The sequence below is a fragment of the Streptomyces sp. CBMA291 genome, from assembly GCF_014596525.1.
In the GTDB taxonomy this organism is placed as follows: domain Bacteria; phylum Actinomycetota; class Actinomycetes; order Streptomycetales; family Streptomycetaceae; genus Streptomyces.
Genome location: NZ_MSJP01000011.1, coordinates 138,796 through 154,221 on the forward strand (window position 1 = coordinate 138,796; position 15,426 = coordinate 154,221).

Annotated in this window: 13 protein-coding genes and 2 tRNA genes; 4 read left to right on the forward strand and 11 right to left on the reverse strand. The window is 71.5% G+C overall.

Going from position 1 to position 15,426, the window contains the following annotated elements:
- The first annotated feature begins 48 nt into the window (after positions 1–48).
- A complete protein-coding gene (locus tag BU197_RS03280) occupies positions 49–468 on the forward strand; it encodes a Fur family transcriptional regulator (RefSeq protein ID WP_188266632.1) in 420 nt (139 codons plus the stop codon).
- Between the two features lie 256 nt (positions 469–724).
- Here BU197_RS03280 and BU197_RS03285 read toward each other — a convergent pair.
- The 4 genes from BU197_RS03285 to BU197_RS03300 all read right to left on the reverse strand — a co-directional run bounded on the left by BU197_RS03285 (position 725) and on the right by BU197_RS03300 (position 6,056).
- Positions 725–798, reverse strand: a tRNA-Met gene (locus BU197_RS03285).
- A gap of 61 nt (positions 799–859) precedes the next feature.
- Positions 860–2,836: a tetratricopeptide repeat protein gene (locus BU197_RS03290; protein WP_188266633.1), complete on the reverse strand. Its 1,977-nt coding sequence runs from the start codon at positions 2,834–2,836 to the stop codon at positions 860–862.
- A 203-nt stretch (positions 2,837–3,039) separates the two neighbouring features.
- Positions 3,040–3,113: transfer RNA gene (locus BU197_RS03295), tRNA-Met, on the reverse strand.
- A 45-nt stretch (positions 3,114–3,158) separates the two neighbouring features.
- A complete protein-coding gene (locus tag BU197_RS03300) occupies positions 3,159–6,056 on the reverse strand; it encodes a UPF0182 family protein (protein WP_188266655.1) in 2,898 nt (965 codons plus the stop codon).
- A gap of 136 nt (positions 6,057–6,192) precedes the next feature.
- On the opposite strand from BU197_RS03300, the gene BU197_RS03305 reads away from it, so the two are divergent.
- On the forward strand, positions 6,193–6,744 hold the full coding sequence (locus BU197_RS03305) for a PPA1309 family protein (RefSeq protein WP_188266634.1): 552 nt from the start codon (positions 6,193–6,195) through the stop codon (positions 6,742–6,744).
- A 137-nt stretch (positions 6,745–6,881) separates the two neighbouring features.
- Here BU197_RS03305 and BU197_RS03310 read toward each other — a convergent pair whose 3' ends face one another.
- The 4 genes from BU197_RS03310 to BU197_RS03320 form a co-directional block, all read right to left on the reverse strand.
- Positions 6,882–7,970 carry a PDZ domain-containing protein gene (locus BU197_RS03310; protein ID WP_188266635.1) on the reverse strand — a complete coding sequence of 363 codons (1,089 nt, stop codon included), beginning with the start codon at positions 7,968–7,970 and terminating at the stop codon, positions 6,882–6,884.
- 66 nt (positions 7,971–8,036) lie between these two features.
- The gene (locus BU197_RS30915) at positions 8,037–8,171 is read right to left on the reverse strand and encodes a hypothetical protein (RefSeq protein ID WP_262928223.1); all 135 of its coding nucleotides are present in this window, start codon (positions 8,169–8,171) and stop codon (positions 8,037–8,039) included.
- Between the two features lie 387 nt (positions 8,172–8,558).
- A complete protein-coding gene (locus BU197_RS03315; protein WP_188266636.1) occupies positions 8,559–9,020 on the reverse strand; it encodes a molybdenum cofactor biosynthesis protein MoaE in 462 nt (153 codons plus the stop codon).
- Between the two features lie 352 nt (positions 9,021–9,372).
- On the reverse strand, positions 9,373–10,482 hold the full coding sequence (locus BU197_RS03320) for an SDR family oxidoreductase (protein WP_188266637.1): 1,110 nt from the start codon (positions 10,480–10,482) through the stop codon (positions 9,373–9,375).
- A gap of 214 nt (positions 10,483–10,696) precedes the next feature.
- Between BU197_RS03320 and BU197_RS03325 the strand changes: the two genes are divergently transcribed.
- Together BU197_RS03325 and BU197_RS03330 are read left to right on the forward strand one after the other, a co-directional pair.
- A complete protein-coding gene (locus BU197_RS03325) occupies positions 10,697–12,178 on the forward strand; it encodes a zinc-dependent metalloprotease (protein WP_188266638.1) in 1,482 nt (493 codons plus the stop codon).
- A complete protein-coding gene (locus BU197_RS03330) occupies positions 12,175–12,699 on the forward strand; it encodes an NUDIX hydrolase (RefSeq protein WP_188266639.1) in 525 nt (174 codons plus the stop codon). The genes BU197_RS03325 and BU197_RS03330 overlap by 4 nt, the downstream gene beginning before the upstream one ends.
- A 175-nt stretch (positions 12,700–12,874) precedes the next feature.
- Here the strand turns inward: BU197_RS03330 and BU197_RS03335 are convergent, their stop codons facing one another.
- The 3 genes from BU197_RS03335 to BU197_RS03345 all read right to left on the reverse strand — a co-directional run.
- Positions 12,875–13,627 (reverse strand): AIM24 family protein, encoded by a 753-nt coding sequence (locus tag BU197_RS03335; RefSeq protein ID WP_188266640.1) that lies wholly within the window; start codon positions 13,625–13,627, stop codon positions 12,875–12,877.
- 19 nt (positions 13,628–13,646) lie between these two features.
- A complete protein-coding gene (locus BU197_RS03340) occupies positions 13,647–14,327 on the reverse strand; it encodes an AIM24 family protein (protein ID WP_188266641.1) in 681 nt (226 codons plus the stop codon).
- A gap of 14 nt (positions 14,328–14,341) precedes the next feature.
- Positions 14,342–15,426, reverse strand: a 1,085-nt coding sequence (locus tag BU197_RS03345) for an AIM24 family protein (protein WP_188266642.1), incomplete at its 5' end; no start/stop codon positions are given.

The following is a 15,426-nucleotide window of genomic DNA, read 5'->3' on the forward strand; positions in this document are numbered from 1 at the left end:
GTCATACTTCTTCGGAGTCCTTTCCCCCCGACTGTTAGGCTGGCCCTCATGAGCGACTTGTTGGAACGACTGCGCGGACGCGGCTGGCGGATGACCGCGCAGCGGCGCGTCGTGGCCGAAGTGCTCGACGGGGACCATGTGCATCTGACCGCCGACGAGGTCCACGCGCGCGCGGTGTCCCGGCTTCCGGAGATCTCCCGGGCGACCGTCTACAACACGCTGGGCGAGATGGTCACCCTCGGCGAGGTCATCGAGGTCGCGACCGACGGCCGCGCGAAGCGGTACGACCCGAACGCGCACCGGCCCCACCAGCACCTGGTCTGCGGCCGTTGCGGTGCGATCCGTGACGTCCACCCGGGCGGCGACCCGCTGGCGGACCTCCCGGCCGCCGAGCGCTTCGGTTTCACGATCTCCACGGTCGAGGTCACCTACCGGGGCGTCTGCCCCACCTGCGCCGGCACCGCCTGACCGGCCCACCTCTCCGTACGGAAAAGGCCCCCGCCTCGACGGGGGCCTTTTCCGTACGCGCCTCGATCCGGCCCCCGTACCCGCCTCGGCCCGCCTCCCGTACGCGCCCGAACCCGGCCCCCGTACGCGCCCGAGCCCGCCCCCGTACCCCCGAAAAGCCCCGTACACACACCGAAGTCCTGTGCGCACGAGAAGGCCCGGACACACGACGAAGGCCCGGATCCAGTGAATGGATTCGGGCCTTCGTGCTACTGAGTAGCGGGGACAGGATTTGAACCTGCGACCTCTGGGTTATGAGCCCAGCGAGCTACCGAGCTGCTCCACCCCGCGTCGGTGAACCCAACCTTACGGGCACACCCCCCAGCAGGGCAAATCCATGTGTCGCCGGGTCTCAGGCGGTGAGTTCCTGGTGGAGTGCCTCGCTCAGCCGGGCCGCCCGTTCGGCGACCTCCGCCGGTCCCAGCTCCACCGCGCGGGCGCACCAGTGGCGCCCCTCGGACAGTTCCCCCCTGCGGGCCGCGAGGAGCGCGAGGCGGAGCGCGGCCCTGCCGTGCCCGGCCCTGGCCGCCCGGGTCCACCAGAGGGCCGCCTCGCGCTCGCTGCCCTCACGGGCGAGGAGCAGTCCGAGGTTGAAGGCGCCGTTGCGGCTGCCCGCCTCGGCGGCCTCGCGGTACCAGCGGTCGGCCTCGGCGAGGTCGCCGCGCCCTGCGGCGAGCATCCCGACCCTGACCTGGGCGCGCCGGTGGCCCTGTTCGGCGGCCCGCTCGTACCACTCCTCGCACTCGGTCTTCTCGTCCCTCGGCGCACCGAGGACGGCGGGGCCGGGCTCGGGGCGGCGCGCGTCGAGCACCGAGGCGAGCCGGAAGGCGGCCTCGGCGCTGCCGCCGCCTGCCGCGCACCTCAGGTGCCGCTCGGCGGTCTGCTCGTCGCCGTCGCGGAGGGCGGCGATGCCGACCTGGAGGGCGGCCTCGGTGTGTCCGGCGGCGGCGGCCCGCTCGTACCAGACCAGGGCGGTGTGGTCGTCGTCCCGGCCCGCGTGCAGGATGCCGAGGTTGAAGGCGGCGTCCACGCTGCCCGCTTCGGCCGCCTTGGAGAACCAGGGCTCGGCGCCGTTGGCGTCACCGGCCTGGAGGAGCAGGACGGCGAGCGCGTTGGCGGCCTCGCGGTGGCCCGCGTAGGCGGCCCTGCGGTACCACTGCTCGGCCTGCTGGATGCGGTCCTGGGCGGCGCAGAGCAGCCCGAGGTTGTAGGCGCCGTTGACGTCGCCCGCGTCCATGGCGGCGCGGTACCAGCGCTCGGCGGTCTGCTGCTCGCCCCGGGCCGCGTGCAGGGCGCCCAGCGCGTTGGCCGCGTTGCCGTCGCCGTCCTGGGCGGCGCGCAGCCACCAGACGGCGGCGCTCTCCACGTCGCCCGCGTCGCGGAGCAGGAAGCCGAGCGCGCAGGCGGCCTTGGCCTCGCCCTCCTTGGCGGAGCTGAGGTACCAGCGTCCGGCCTCCTTGAGTTCGCCCCGGTGTTCCAGGAGCGCGCCGAGGTGGAGGGCCGCCTTCCGGTGGCCGCGCGCGGCGGCCTGCCGGAACCATCCCTCGGCCTCGGTGGGCTCTCCCCCGGCCTCGCCCGTGGCGGACGGGGGCAGGACGGGGCCCGGGGCGGCGGAGCCGGGCACGATGGCGCCGGTGCCGGGGACCCTGAGCCGGGTGCCGGTGTCGTGCGGGCCCCGGGTGGTCTCTGCGGCGCGGCGCTCCAGGGCGAGGGCGAGCCGGTAGGCGGCCTCGCGGTGGCCCTGTTCGGCGGCGGCGCGCAGCCAGCGCTCGGCCCCGACGTCGCTGCGGTGTTCCAGGAGGTCGGCGAGGGCGTACGCGCCGAGGGCGTGGCCCTGTTCGGCGGCCTGGCGCAGCCAGTACTCGGCGGCGGGTTCGTCGCCGCGCTCGCGGTGGTGGCGGCCGAGGGCGTGGGCGGCGGGCGCGGAGCCCGCGACGGCGGCGACCCGCCACCATCCCGCGGCTTCTTCGGCGTATCCGCGCTGGTGGAGCAGGACGCCGAGGTTGTTGGCGGCGGCCCGGTCGCCTTCGGCGGTGGCGCCGCGCAAGTAGGGTTCGGCGCCGTCGAGGTCGCCGCGGCGCAGCAGCAGCGCGCCGAGCGCGCTCATGGCGGCGAGGTCGCCGTGCTCGGCGGCGCGTCGGTGGCGGGCTTCCGCCTCGGTCTCGTTCTCGGCGTCGTTTACGGTGTCGGGATCGGTCTCGGCGGTGGTGTCGACGGCCGCGTCGACGGCCCTCGCTGCCTCGATGATCTCGTTCGCGGCGTCTCTGGTGTGCCGCTGCACAAACCGCCCTGTCTCCAACAGAGTTGCCCTGTCCCCCATAAATACCATCGTCGCACCACCCACAACACGAGCACACCTGGTATACCGCAGCCGGCGAGCCGCTCAGCGTTGTTTTGTCGACATGCCCACAGAGAGACAAGTCAAACACGACTCACGCCAACTCACCCTTGCCTACCGCCCTTTACGCCTCCATGCACCTCGACACACGACGAGGGCCCGGATCCTTATGGATCCGGGCCCTCGTTCTCAAGTAGCGGGGACAGGATTTGAACCTGCGACCTCTGGGTTATGAGCCCAGCGAGCTACCGAGCTGCTCCACCCCGCGTCGGTGAAACAACAGTACCACGCATGCGGGGTGGAAAAGCTCAGGTCAGCCGCTTGATCCCGGCGTCTTGAGCCTGGCCCCGGCCTCGGCCGCCCGCTGGAGCGCGGCCTGGAGGTCCTCCTGGGCCTTGCCGTACGCGTTCCAGTCGCCCTTCTGGAGCGCCGCCTCGCCCGTGTCGTACGCCTTCTGGGCGTCGGCGATGGCCTGCTTCAGGGCCACGTCGGTGGAGGCGGTCGGCGGGGTGGTGGTGCCCGGCGGGGTCGTGGGCGGGGTGGGCCCGGTGGGCGCCTCCACTCCGAAGACCGCGTTGAGCGCCTTGGTGAGGTTGTCCTCGAACACCGTGGTGTCCTTGGTCGTGTCACCGCTCGGCTGGTCCGCGTCCACGTACGACACCGCGACCTTCTTCAGGAGCGGGTAGAGCGCGTTGCGGCCCTGGGCGTAGACCGGCTCGACGTACAGGAAGCCGCCGTCGAGCGGGACGGTCAGCAGGTTGCCGTACTGGATGTCGGAGTCGGCGCCCTTCATGTCCCGGACGAAGGTGGCCACCGACGGCAGACCGTTCAGCTTGCTCTGCACCTGGGCGGGGCCGGGCACGTCCTCGGTGACCCGGAGCAGTCTCAGCCGGCCGTACTCCTTGCTGGTGGCGTCCGCGTCGACCGCCATGAACGCCCCGAGGTTGGGCCGCCCGTTCGGGGTGAACGTCGTCGTCAGCGAGAAGCGCTGCGCCGAGTCCCCGGGCATCTTCATGCTCAGGTAGTACGGCGGGACCGCGTTGCCGTCCTTGTTGGTCGGGTCGTCCGGCACCTGCCAGGCGTCCGAGCCGCTGTAGAACTGCGCGGGGTCGGTGACGTGGTAGCGGGTCAGCAGCTCGCGCTGGACCTTGAACATGTCCTGCGGGTAGCGCAGGTGCTGGAGCAGGTCGGCATTGATCTCCGACTTCGCCTCGACCGTGCCCGGGAAGGCCTTCATCCAGGTCTTGAGGACGGGGTCCTCGGTGTCCCACTCGTAGAGCTTCACCGTGCCGTCGTAGGCGTCGACGGTGGCCTTCACCGAGTTGCGGATGTAGTTGACCTGGTTCTGCTGGGCGACGACCGCGCGCTGCTGGTTGCCGACGGTCAGCGAGTCGGCCGTGGTGTCGCCGAGCGTGGTGCGCGAGGCGTACGGGTAGCCGTTGGTCGTGGTGTAGGCGTCGACGATCCACTGGATCTTGCCGTTCACGACCGCCGGGTAGGCGTCGCCGTCGATGGTCAGCCAGGGGGCGACGGCCTCGACGCGCTCCTTGGGCGTGCGGTTGTAGAGGATCCGCGAGCCGTCGCCGATGGCCCCCGAGTAGAGGATCTGCGGCTCGCTGAAGGCCACCGCGTACGCGGCACGGTTGAACGTGCTGGAGAGGCTGACGCCGCTCTTCTCCTGGTAGCTGGTGGTCTTCTCGCCGTTCTCCTCGTAGTCCAGCTCCTTCTGGGGGCCGCCCACGATCGAGTACTGGTCGGTCTTCTCGCCGTAGTAGATCCGCTGCTGGTACTGGCCGAGCTGACCGGTGGTCGGCAGCCCGGACTCGGTGAAGACCGGGGAGCCGTTGGCGTCCGTCTGCGTGCCCGAGGCCAGGATCGCGCCGTAGCCGTGGGTGTAGGTGAAGTGGTCGTTGATCCAGTTCCGCTTCGGGATGCCCTTGATGTTGAGCTCACGGAGACCGACGACGGTGTCCTTGCCGTCGTAGCGGTCCACGTCCAGGGTCGTCGGGAACTGGTAGTACTTCCGCTTCTGCTCCAGCTGCTGGAACGTCGGCGAGACGATGTTCGGGTCGAGGAGGCGGTAGCTGGCCGCCGTGTCGGCGTTGGTCCGCAGCTGGTCCTTGGCCTTGACCGTCGACTTGCCCGAGTAGTTCTCCGGCTTCGTCCCGTCGATCGCGTACGCCTTGCGGGTCGCGTCGATGTTCTTCTGGATGTACTCGGCTTCCTTGGCCTGCTCGTTCGGCTGGACCTGGAACTTCTGCACGATCGCCGGGTAGAGACCGCCGATCAGGACGGCGGAGAGCACCATCAGGCCGAAGCCGATCACCGGCAGCTGCCAGGTCCGGCGCCAGAGCGTCGCGAAGAACAGCAGGGCGCAGATCACGGCGATGCAGAACAGGATGGTCTTCGCCGGCAGATACGCGTTGGCGTCGACGTACCGCAGACCCGTCCAGTTGCCGGTGGCCTTGAAGTCGCTGGACTTCACCGCGAGACCGTACCGGTCGAGCCAGTACGCGACCGCCTTCAGCGACACGAAGACGCCGAGCAGCACCGAGAGGTGTCCGGTGGCGGCGGCGGTGGCCCGCGCACCCGGGCTGGTGATCCGCAGCCCGCCGTACAGGTAGTGCGTGATCCCGGCGGCGATCAGCGAGAGGATCGCGGCGGCGAAGCCGAAGGAGAGCAGGAAGCGGTACCAGGGCAGGTCGAACGCGTAGAACGACACGTCGAGACCGAACTGCGGGTCCTTCTGCCCGAACCGCACCCCGTTGATCCACATCAGCCAGGTGCGCCACTGGCCCGAGGCGGAGGCACCCGCGATCAGCGCCACCAGGGCGGTGACGGCGAGCAGCACCCACTTCTTGAACGGGGCCAGGCCCATCCGGTACCGGTCGAGGCTCTGCTGCTCCAGCGACATCGCGCTGAGCGGCGGACGCAGCCGGTACGCCAGCCAGACGTTCAGCCCGACGGCGAGCCCCATCAGCAGACCGAAGACCGCGAAGAGGCCGATCTTGGTCCACAGCGTGGTGGTGAACACGGACGAGTAATCGACCGAGCGATACCAGAGCCAGTCCGTCCAGAACCCGGCGAACATCACGAACGCCATGGCCAGAACGGCCAGCACCCCGAGAGTCATGAGCAGGGTGCGGGCCCGCCGGGACGGCCGGCCGACTCTCATCCTCGGCCCGGACGGACTTCCGCCCCGGTCCGGCATCTGGAAAGCCAACGTGCGCCCCTCGATGTTGATACGTCTGAAAGCAGGCCCCGCGAATCGTAGAGCCCACTGGTGCAACTTACTGAGGCTTTACCTAGTTCCCGTGTTCCGGTGCAAAGGAGGCAGGATATTGGTCATGTCCAATGTTTCCCCCTCCGGCCCGGCTATGGCCGCGAGCCCCCTCACCCGCGCGGTGCTTGAGATCGACGAGTACGCGTCGGGTCTCGGCTGGGACCAGCCCGCCCGCCTTTTCGCCCTGGTCGACACCGCACGGCTGCGCGCCCAGGAACCCTCTCTCGCCTCCCAGCTGGGCCTGGGCGACGACGCCACCGCCTACACCCCGATCGAGCAGGACAAGCTGCCGCGCGGGAAGCCCCTCGACGAGTTCCTCGGCACCATCGCCTGGCCCACCGCCGTGGTCGGCTGCGCCCTGACGGTGGAGCGGCTGATGCTGCCCCCGTCGGCCGAGGCCCAGGTCCCCCAGGGCCTGAACGACAAGCAGCTCGCCAAGTGGGTGGCCGCCCACCCGGACCGCCAGGAGGTCCGGATGACCGTGGCGGTGCTGCGGAAGGGCACCCGCGAGGCGGCGATCCGGCTGCGCGAGAAGGACAGCCCTACCGAGGTCCTGACCGGCCCCGACCTGGTGCCGGGCCTGGCCGAGGCGCTGGCGGCGACCTTCGAGAGCTGAGGACCGCTCCCGGGGCTCCGATGGAGAAGGGCTCCCGGCCGGTCGGCCGGGAGCCCTTTTCGACGCCACTGGAGGGCGGTCGTTTTCCGTGCGTACGCGCGCGCGTGCCCGGTCCCGGACCTTCGCGGCGTCCGGATTCAGCCCTTCGAGCAGCTCGGCAGGGACTTCGTGTCACCCGCCTGGAGCATTTCCAGGGACTTTCTGGCGTCGTCGATGGTGTCGACCTTGATGAGGGTGAGGCCGTCGGGCGTGTCGGCGGCGGCGGCCGCGCAGTTGTCCGCGGGGGTGAGGAAGTACTGGGCGCCCGCGTTGCGCGCGCCCACCAGCTTCATGTCGATGCCGCCGATCGGGCCGACCTCGCCCGCGTCGTCGATCGTGCCGGTTCCCGCGATGAACCGGCCGCCGGTGAGACTCTCCGGGGTCAGCTTGTCGACGATTCCGAGGGCGAACATCAGACCGGCGCTGGGCCCGCCGACATCGGCCAGGTTGATGTCGATGTCGAACGGGAAGACGTGGTCGGTGCCCGCCTGGATGCCGACCACGGCCCGGTCGCCCTCCTCCGACGTGGTGGTCGTGATGACCACCTCGCGGGTGACGGTCGGCTCCTTGCGCGCCTTCTCGGCGGCGACGGCGTCCTTCGCCGGGACGATCGTGAACGTGACATCCTGACCGGGCTTGTGCTTGACGACCTGCTTGGCCACATCGCCCTGGCCGACGATCGGCACCCCGTCGACGGCCTTGATCACGTCACCGGCGTGCAGTCTGCCCTCTGCGGGCGAGTCCTTGACCACCGCGCCGACGACGACCCGCGAGACCACCGGGATGTCCAGCTCCCGGAGCGCGGCGACCTTGGCGCTCTCCTGGGACTGGCTGAACTCCTCGGCGTTCTCCTGGCTCGACTGCTCCTCGGTCTTGCCGTCCGGGTAGAGGGTGTCGTGCGGCACCACCACGTTGTCGTGGGCGAGCCAGCCGTAGATCGCCTCGACCGCGTTCATCCGGTAGTCGGCGCTGGTGACCCGGACCGTGGTCATGTTGAGGTGCCCGTCGGTCGGGTAGGTCTTGCGCCCCGAGATCCGCAGGACCGGTTCTCCCCTGGCCTCGCCGAGGGTGTTGACCGTGGGTCCCGGGCTCATCTCCGCGTACGGCACCGGGATCAGAACGCCCGCGATGAGCAGACAGATCAGGACCAGGGTGGAGGCGAGCATCGTCGCGGTGCGGCGTGGCATGGAACGACAGTACGGGACTCGCCTGTGGGCGCACCCGTGGGGCGGGGCCGGACGGGACCGCCCGCGTCAGCCCGAGGCGGAGGTGGTGACGGGGCCTGCCGTCGTGGCCGGTTCTCGCTCCGGCCGGGGGGCGTCGGGGGCCGGGGTGTGGGAGCGTTCCATCGCGTCCCTGAAGCGGGCGTAGCCGGCGAGTTCGGCCACGTCGCCCGTGGTCTTGTCCCTTGAAGCCCAGCTTCCCCATATCGCCGCGCCGACGACTGCGAAAAGCGGAATCAGCAACCAGGCCAGCGCTGCCATCCCGACCTCCCATCCCCAGTGAGTTGATCAGCAGACTGTGTCATCCGTGGGGTCAACGCTCGCGCGTGGGGGGCGGTTACGCAAATCGGGCGTTCGACTACGTCGTGTCGGCGCGGCGCCTTGCCGATCCGGAAGCTGATGGTAGAGGGGCTACGGGACCCCTGGAGGCGGGTTCCGGGGTGCTGCGAAGCCGGGACAGGGGGCCTCGGAAGGCGGGGTCCGGAGGCTTCGGAAGGCGGGGTCCCGGCACCTCGGAAGGCGGTGCGGCCCGGGTGCTCCGGAAGGACGGGGTCAGCAGGCCCCGACCCACTCCTCCGTACCGTCCGAGAAGGTCTGGTGCTTCCAGATGGGGACCTCGTGCTTGAGGTCGTCGATGAGCTTGCGGCAGGCGGCGAAGGCCTCGGCCCGGTGCGGACAGGAGACGGCGACGACGACGGCGATGTCGCCGACCCGCAGCTCTCCGACCCGGTGGACGGCGGCCAGCGCCCGCACCGGGTGGTCGGCGACGACCTTCTCCGCGACACGACGCAGCTCCGCCTCTGCGGTCGGATGGCAGGAGTAGCCGAGCGCGTCGACGCCCGCGCCGCCGTCGTGGTCGCGCACGGTGCCGACGAAGAGCGTGGTGCCACCGGCGGCGTCGTCCCCGACCGCCCGGAAGACCTCGTCGACGGAGAGCGGGGTCTCCCTGATCGCGAGGAGCTTGATCGGGTCGTCGGCGGCCAGCTCGCCGGGGTGCTCATGCGTCGGTCCCATGGGCCCATCGTGCCCCACCCGTACGACATCCCGGAAGCGAGACCCGGACCGGCGGTTCGGACCGGGGATTCGGACCGGGGAATCGGATGGGGCGGGCCGGGATCCGCGCGGGAGGGACGGGCCGGGACGTAGGGGGGGCTGGAAGGCGCGGACCGAGGGTTCTGGTCGTGCGCGCGGACCGCCCGTCCGCCCACGCGCGCGTACGGCGTCGGGGCGCCCATCGCACGGCCCCACGCGCGCGTGCCCCCGCTCCCGTACCCATAGAGCGCGGCCCGTGCCCGTGAAGCCCGGCCCGTACCCGTAAGGCCCCGCCCCCTTGCCCGTGAGCCCGGTCCCGCGCGCGTGGCCCCGGTCAGATCCCGCGGCGCTTGCGCATCTGGCGGACCAGGGCCGCCGTGCCGAGCAGCGCCACCGTCGCACCGGCCGCGCCCGCCGCCGTGGCGTCCTTGCGGCCCAGACGGCGGCCCGCGACAGTGTGGCGGCCCTCGACCTCCGCCAGGAGCGAGGCGAGGACCTCCTCGTTCGTCCACTTCGGGCGCCATCCGGCGTCGTGCAGCCGGCCGACGCTCACCACCCACGGGTGCATGGTGTAGGCGAGGTCGCCCGCGGGCGAGGGGGTGAGACCGATCCGGTGGAGCCTGGCCGCCGCGCCGAGCGCCACCGCCGAGGGCAGCTCCATGCGCCGGATCCCGGAAAGCTCCTCGACCTCCTCCTGTTCGAGCCAGCCCTCGCAGCCGACCGCGAACTCTCCCTCGACCTTGCCGAGGGCCGCGTACTCCAGCGCGCTCACCAGGTCCTCGACATGGCAGAACTGCCAGGTCGGCCGGGAACCGGCGACGACGAGCAGCCGGGGCGACTCGAAGTAGCGGGTCAGCGCCGTGTCCGTACCGCCGACGAGGACGGCCGGGCGGACCACGGTGACGTGGAGTCCGGGGTGCGCCCGGGGCGCGCGGCGGCCGAGCCGCTCGATCTCCAGGAGGTCGCCCACGCCGGTGGCCTCCGCCGTGGCCCGCAGCTCGGCGTCCTCGGAGAGCGGGATGTCGTTGTCCGGCAGGGCGCCGTAGACCATCGCGGAGGTGCACAGCACGACCCGGTGGACCCCGGCAGCGGCGGCGGCGGTCAGCACGGTCTGCGTCCCGCGCACGTTGTAGGCGGTACGGGCGGCGGGGTCGGTCTCCAGGTCGAGATCGACGGCGAGGTGGACGACGACGTCCGCGCCGCGCAGTTTCTCGGCGATGGCCGGGTCCCGCACGTCGAGGACGTGCCACTGCGCCTCGGCGATCTCGCCCCGGCGCTCGTCGAGGGCGACGACCTTTCTGATCTCGTCGGACGCCGCCAGGCGTCGGGTCAGCAGCTCACCGATGCCGGACGCGGCGCCGGTGACCGCGACGACGGGGCCGCGCACGGCGGACCGGGTTGAGGGGTTTCGCGCTCCGCGAACCTGTGGATCTGGGGAACTCACCGGGCGTCTCCAGCGGTTGTCTTCAGTACGTACGGGCATGACGCGTACGGACCAGGTGGCGTCCATCCTGCCGCAGGGCACGTCCCGGCGGAGCACCGAGCCCGATTCCGGCCCGGATGTCTACGCTGGTGGTGTGCGGGGCCTGTCTGGACAGGCCCTGGTCGGGCAGTCGCCGTCGGCAGGAGGCCGGCGGCCCTACGAGCCGAGGAAACCTGTGAGTGACACCCCATTCGGATTCGGCCTTCCGCCGGAGGAGCCGGAGAACGGCGACGAAGGCAAGAAGAAGGACCCCGCCGGAGGTGGCCAGGGGTCCGGCGGCCAGGGCGGCGGCAACCCGTTCGGTGCGAACCCGTTCGGCTTCGGCGCCCTGCCGGGCATGGGCATGGGCGGGCCGGGCGGCGGCGGGGACAACCCGTTCGCGGCGATGTTCGGCTCCCTGAACCCCAACGATCTGGGCGCGGCCTTCCAGCAGCTCGGGCAGATGCTCAGCTACGAGGGCGGTCCCGTGAACTGGGACATGGCCAAGCAGATCGCCCGCCAGGTGGTGGCCCAGGGCACCCCTGACGGCACCAAGGACGCCAGTGTGGGACCGGCCGAGAAGTCGGCGGTCGAGGAGGCCGTGCGCCTCGCCGACCTCTGGCTCGACCAGGTCACCCCGCTGCCCTCCGGGGCGGGTACGGCGGTGGCGTGGAGCCGCGCGGAGTGGGTCGAGGCGACCCTCCCGGCCTGGCAGCAGCTCGTGGACCCGGTCGCGGAGCGGGTCGGCGCGGCGATGGGCGACGTCCTGCCGGAGGAGATGCAGGCCATGGCCGGCCCGCTGATCGGCATGATGCGCTCCATGGGCGGCGCCATGTTCGGCCAGCAGATCGGCCAGGCCGTCGGAGCGCTCGCCGGTGAGGTCGTCGGCTCGACCGATGTCGGTCTGCCGCTCGGTCCGGCCGGTCGCGCCGCGCTGCTGCCGCTGAACATCGAGGCCTTCGGCAAGGACCTGGGCGTGCCCTCCGACGAGGTGCGGCTCTACCTGGCGCTGCGCGAGGCCGCCCACCAGCGGCTCTTCTCGCACGTGCCGTGGCTGCGGGCGCATCTCTTCGGTGCGGTCGAGGGATACGCGCGCGGGATCAAGGTCGACACGTCGAAGCTGGAGGAGGCGGTGGGCCAGCTGGACCCGACGCACCCCGAGCAGCTTCAGGAAGCCCTTCAGCAGGGCATGTTCCAGCCGGAGGACACCCCGGAGCAGAAGGCGGCCCTGGCCCGTCTGGAGACGGCGCTCGCGCTCGTCGAGGGCTGGGTGGACGCGGTGGTCCACGAGGCCGCCAAGTCGCGGCTGACCTCGGCGGACGCGCTGCGCGAGACGCTGCGCAGGCGCCGTGCGTCGGGCGGTCCCGCCGAGCAGACCTTCGCGACGCTGATCGGTCTGGAGCTGCGGCCGAGGCGGCTGCGGGACGCGGCGCGCCTGTGGGCCTCGCTCTCCGACGCGCGCGGGGTCGACGGCCGGGACGCGCTGTGGGAGCACCCGGACATGCTGCCGACCGCCACCGACCTGGACGACCCGGACGGCTTCGTGCACCGCGAGCACCTGGACTTCTCCGAGCTGGACAAGATGCTCGGCGAGGCGGCCGAGGGCCGTGCCGACGAAGCCGGCGAGAACGGCAAGGACGGCAAGGACGACGAGGGCAAGGGCGACGGCGCACGGTGAGCCTGTACGACGACGCGGTCCTCGTGCTCAAGCAGTACGAGGACCAGCCCGAGCTGCGCGATCGGTATCTGGCGCATCTGGCGGAGCACTCGGACGGCATGTACAAGCCGTGCGGGGCGGGGCATCTGACCGGCAGCGCGCTGGTGGTCGATCCTTCGCGGGGGCGGGTGCTGCTGACCCTGCACAAGAAGCTGGGCATGTGGTTGCAGATGGGCGGTCACTGCGAGTCCGGTGATCCGACGATGGCGGCGGTGGCCCTGCGGGAGGCGACCGAGGAGTCGGGGATCGAGGGTCTGACGTTGCTGCCGGGCGGTCCGGTGCGGCTCGACCGGCATCCGATTCCGGCGCCCTGTCACTGGCATCTGGACGTGCAGTACGCGGCGCTCGCCCCGGCGGGGGCGGCGGAGCGGATCAGCGAGGAGTCCCTGGACCTGCGCTGGTTCGCGTACGACGAGGTGGCGGGGGTGGCGGACACCTCGGTGGTCCGGCTGCTTGAGGCGACGCTGGCCCGGCTCGCGTAAGAGTCCGGCGCGCGTAAGAGCCCGGCTCGCGTAGGGGCCTGGCGCGCGTAGGAGCCCGGGGCCGTGTCCCGACCGGGACAGGAGTCCGGGGCCCGGTCCCGGCTCGCGTGGAAGGGCGGTCGCCGACGGCGACCGCCCTTCGTGTCGCTTCCCTCTCTTCGCGTCCTCGCTCCGGTCAGTTCCAGGCGTTGTTCTGGTTCTGGCCGTGGACGCCGTGCTGACCCATGCCGTACTGGGCGGCGATGCCGTGGAGGGCCGCGTGCTGCGGGGGCAGGACCTCGCTGGGCTGGACCAGCGCGAAGCCCTGGCCGAGGAAGCTGAGTTCCCAGCCCTCGCCGGTGTCGCCGCGCCTGCGGCGGACGCTGGAGCTGTGCGTCTGCGCCTGCATCTGGACGCGCAGTCCGGTGGACCAGGCGACGATCGCGTCGGCGTCGGCGCTCACGTACTTGTCGGGGGTGACGTGCATCATCAGGGGCTGCCCTGAGGTCATCAGGGCGACCTTGCCCCGGCCCGAGACGTTGAGCTGGTACTTGCCGGAGCCGGAGACGCCGTACTGGCTGTCGACGGCGATGACCTCGGTGTGGAGGGTCGAGTCGAGCGCGAGCACGTACGAGCTGTCGACGGTCAGGCCCTCCTGCTCGACGTCCACGACGTGCACGTACTGGGCGAGGTTGGCGAAGTAGACCGTGCCCTGCCCCGAGCAGCGCATCAGGTCGAGCCCCTCGCCGGTGTGGGCGCGGGCCCGCTGCTGGCCGCTGCTCTGGTACTCGCCGTCGAAGTCGATCAGCCCCTGGTACGCGACCATGGCGCCCTTGCGGGCGAGGACGTCGTCCTGTCCTGTGAGGCTGACCCGCAGGAGCTGCGGGTTCTGGACGACGTAGCGCTCCTGGCTCTGCTGTTCCGCGTGGTTGAAAAGCGGGCTCTGCATGGTGTGTTCTCGCTCCCCCTCAGCCCCGGACCCGCAGGCGGTCGGTGCTGTCCTCGCTCGGCTGTACGACGACGATGCCCTGGCCCGAGAAGGCCATCTGGTAGGCCTCGCCGCTGCCCCGCCCGATGAGCGAGGAGGCCTTGAAACTGCGCTTGCCCTTGACCTTGAGCGCCGGCGACCAGGCGACGAGCGCGTCGGGGTCGACGTACGTCTCGTCCTCGCCGCGTCCGCAGTCGACGACGATCGGCGTGCCGCGCGAGGTGAGCGCGATCCAGCCGGTGCCGGAGATCGTCACGTTGAACAGGCCCTGTCCGGTGAACTTGGCGAGCCCCTTGACCCGCTCGACGCCCCACTGGAGGTGGGCGTCGAAGGCGAGCACATTGGTGCCGTTGACGGAGAGGGCGTCGTTCTGGAGGTTGATCACGACGACGTCGGCGCCGTAGTCGGCGAGGTAGAGCAGTCCGTCGCCGGAGCAGCGCATCACCGGGGTGCTCTCGCCGGTGATCCACTGCTGGGCGACCTGCCGGACGGCGGGGGGGTTGGGCTCGTAGGTGATGAAGCCCTCGTAGGCGACCATGGAGCCGGTCCGGGCGTAGAGGTCCTGGCCGGAGGCCATGGCGACCTTCAGCATGGAGTGTCCGTGGTTCTCCATCCGGGCCGCGACGGGCGACGGGGCGTAGCCCGCGAGTTGCTGGTTCATGACTTCCGGCTCCCTCAGACCTCGTAGGGCTGGACGACGACGAAGTTGCCGGGGGCTCCCCGGAACTGGAGGTTCACGGTCTCCCCGCTGTGGCCCGGGTAGGCGTTGCGGCGCAGCCGCACCTGGCTGGAGAGGACCACCTGGGCCGCGGAGGACCAGGCGACGACGGCGTTGCAGTCGGCGAAGGTGGTCGGCGTGACGGGCAGGACGACGGGGGTGCCGTGGGTCTTCACGACGACGGTCCCCGAGCCGTGGAACTGCATGGTGAAAAGGGCGCCGCCGGGGATGCCGTGGCCCTCGATGCGCCGGACCTCGTACTGGAGGGACTCGTCGAACGCGAGGACGTTCTCCGCGGAGACGCAGATGCCGTCGCCCTGGAGCTCGATCGGGTGCAGATGGGTGCCCTCCTCCGCGAGGAAGACCTGACCGCGTCCGGTGCAGCGCATGAGCTGCATCTCCTGACCGGTGGCGTTGCCGACGATCCGGCCCGCGAAACCCGCGCCCTTGTAGCCGAAGTCGACCTTGCCCTGGTACATGACCATGGAGCCCTGCCGGGCCAGGACGGGTGTGCCGCCCTTGCCGAGGTCGACCCGCATGAGCTGCTGGTTCTGCGGGGTCCAGCGGGCGCCGGTGGCGGTCTCCTTGTACGGCGCGAGCGCGGCGGCGAGACCCGCCCCGGCGGCCGGGGCACCCCCGGGAACGCCTCCCGGGACTCCCTGATGCTGCCCGTAGGGGGCGGGGGCCTGCCCGTAAGGGGCCGAAGGCTGCCCGTAGGGGGCGGAGGCGTTCTGCCCGTACGAGGGCGGGCCCTGCTGCGGGTAGGGACCGGGCGCCTGTCCGGGGTACGGCCCGGGGACCTGACCGTGCTGGGGAGGCTGCGGCGGCTGCCCGTAGGGGGCGGGGGCCGGGCCCGGCGGCGGGACCGGGGTGTGCGTCGGGGTGTGCGTCGGCGCGGGGACCAGCGGGGCCACCATCGTGGGCGCCGAGTGGACCGACGGCAGGGGCGCCGGGGGCTGGGGCGCGTGCGGCGGCAGGGGCTCGTGCGGGGCCTGGGGTACGTACGGGGGCTGGGGCGCGGGAGGTGCGGGGGGCGCGCCGA

Bases quoted from the DNA above. Each gene is read 5' to 3' on its own strand.
- BU197_RS03280 (WP_188266632.1), top strand. From the start codon at position 49: ATGAGCGACTTGTTGGAACGACTGCGCGGACGCGGCTGGCGGATGACC.
- BU197_RS03290 (WP_188266633.1), bottom strand. From the start codon at position 2,836: ATGGTATTTATGGGGGACAGGGCAACTCTGTTGGAGACAGGGCGGTTT.
- BU197_RS03300 (WP_188266655.1), bottom strand. From the start codon at position 6,056: ATGCCGGACCGGGGCGGAAGTCCGTCCGGGCCGAGGATGAGAGTCGGC.
- BU197_RS03305 (WP_188266634.1), top strand. From the start codon at position 6,193: ATGTCCAATGTTTCCCCCTCCGGCCCGGCTATGGCCGCGAGCCCCCTC.
- BU197_RS03310 (WP_188266635.1), bottom strand. From the start codon at position 7,970: ATGCCACGCCGCACCGCGACGATGCTCGCCTCCACCCTGGTCCTGATC.
- BU197_RS03315 (WP_188266636.1), bottom strand. From the start codon at position 9,020: ATGGGACCGACGCATGAGCACCCCGGCGAGCTGGCCGCCGACGACCCG.
- BU197_RS03335 (WP_188266640.1), bottom strand. From the start codon at position 13,627: ATGCAGAGCCCGCTTTTCAACCACGCGGAACAGCAGAGCCAGGAGCGC.
- BU197_RS03340 (WP_188266641.1), bottom strand. From the start codon at position 14,327: ATGAACCAGCAACTCGCGGGCTACGCCCCGTCGCCCGTCGCGGCCCGG.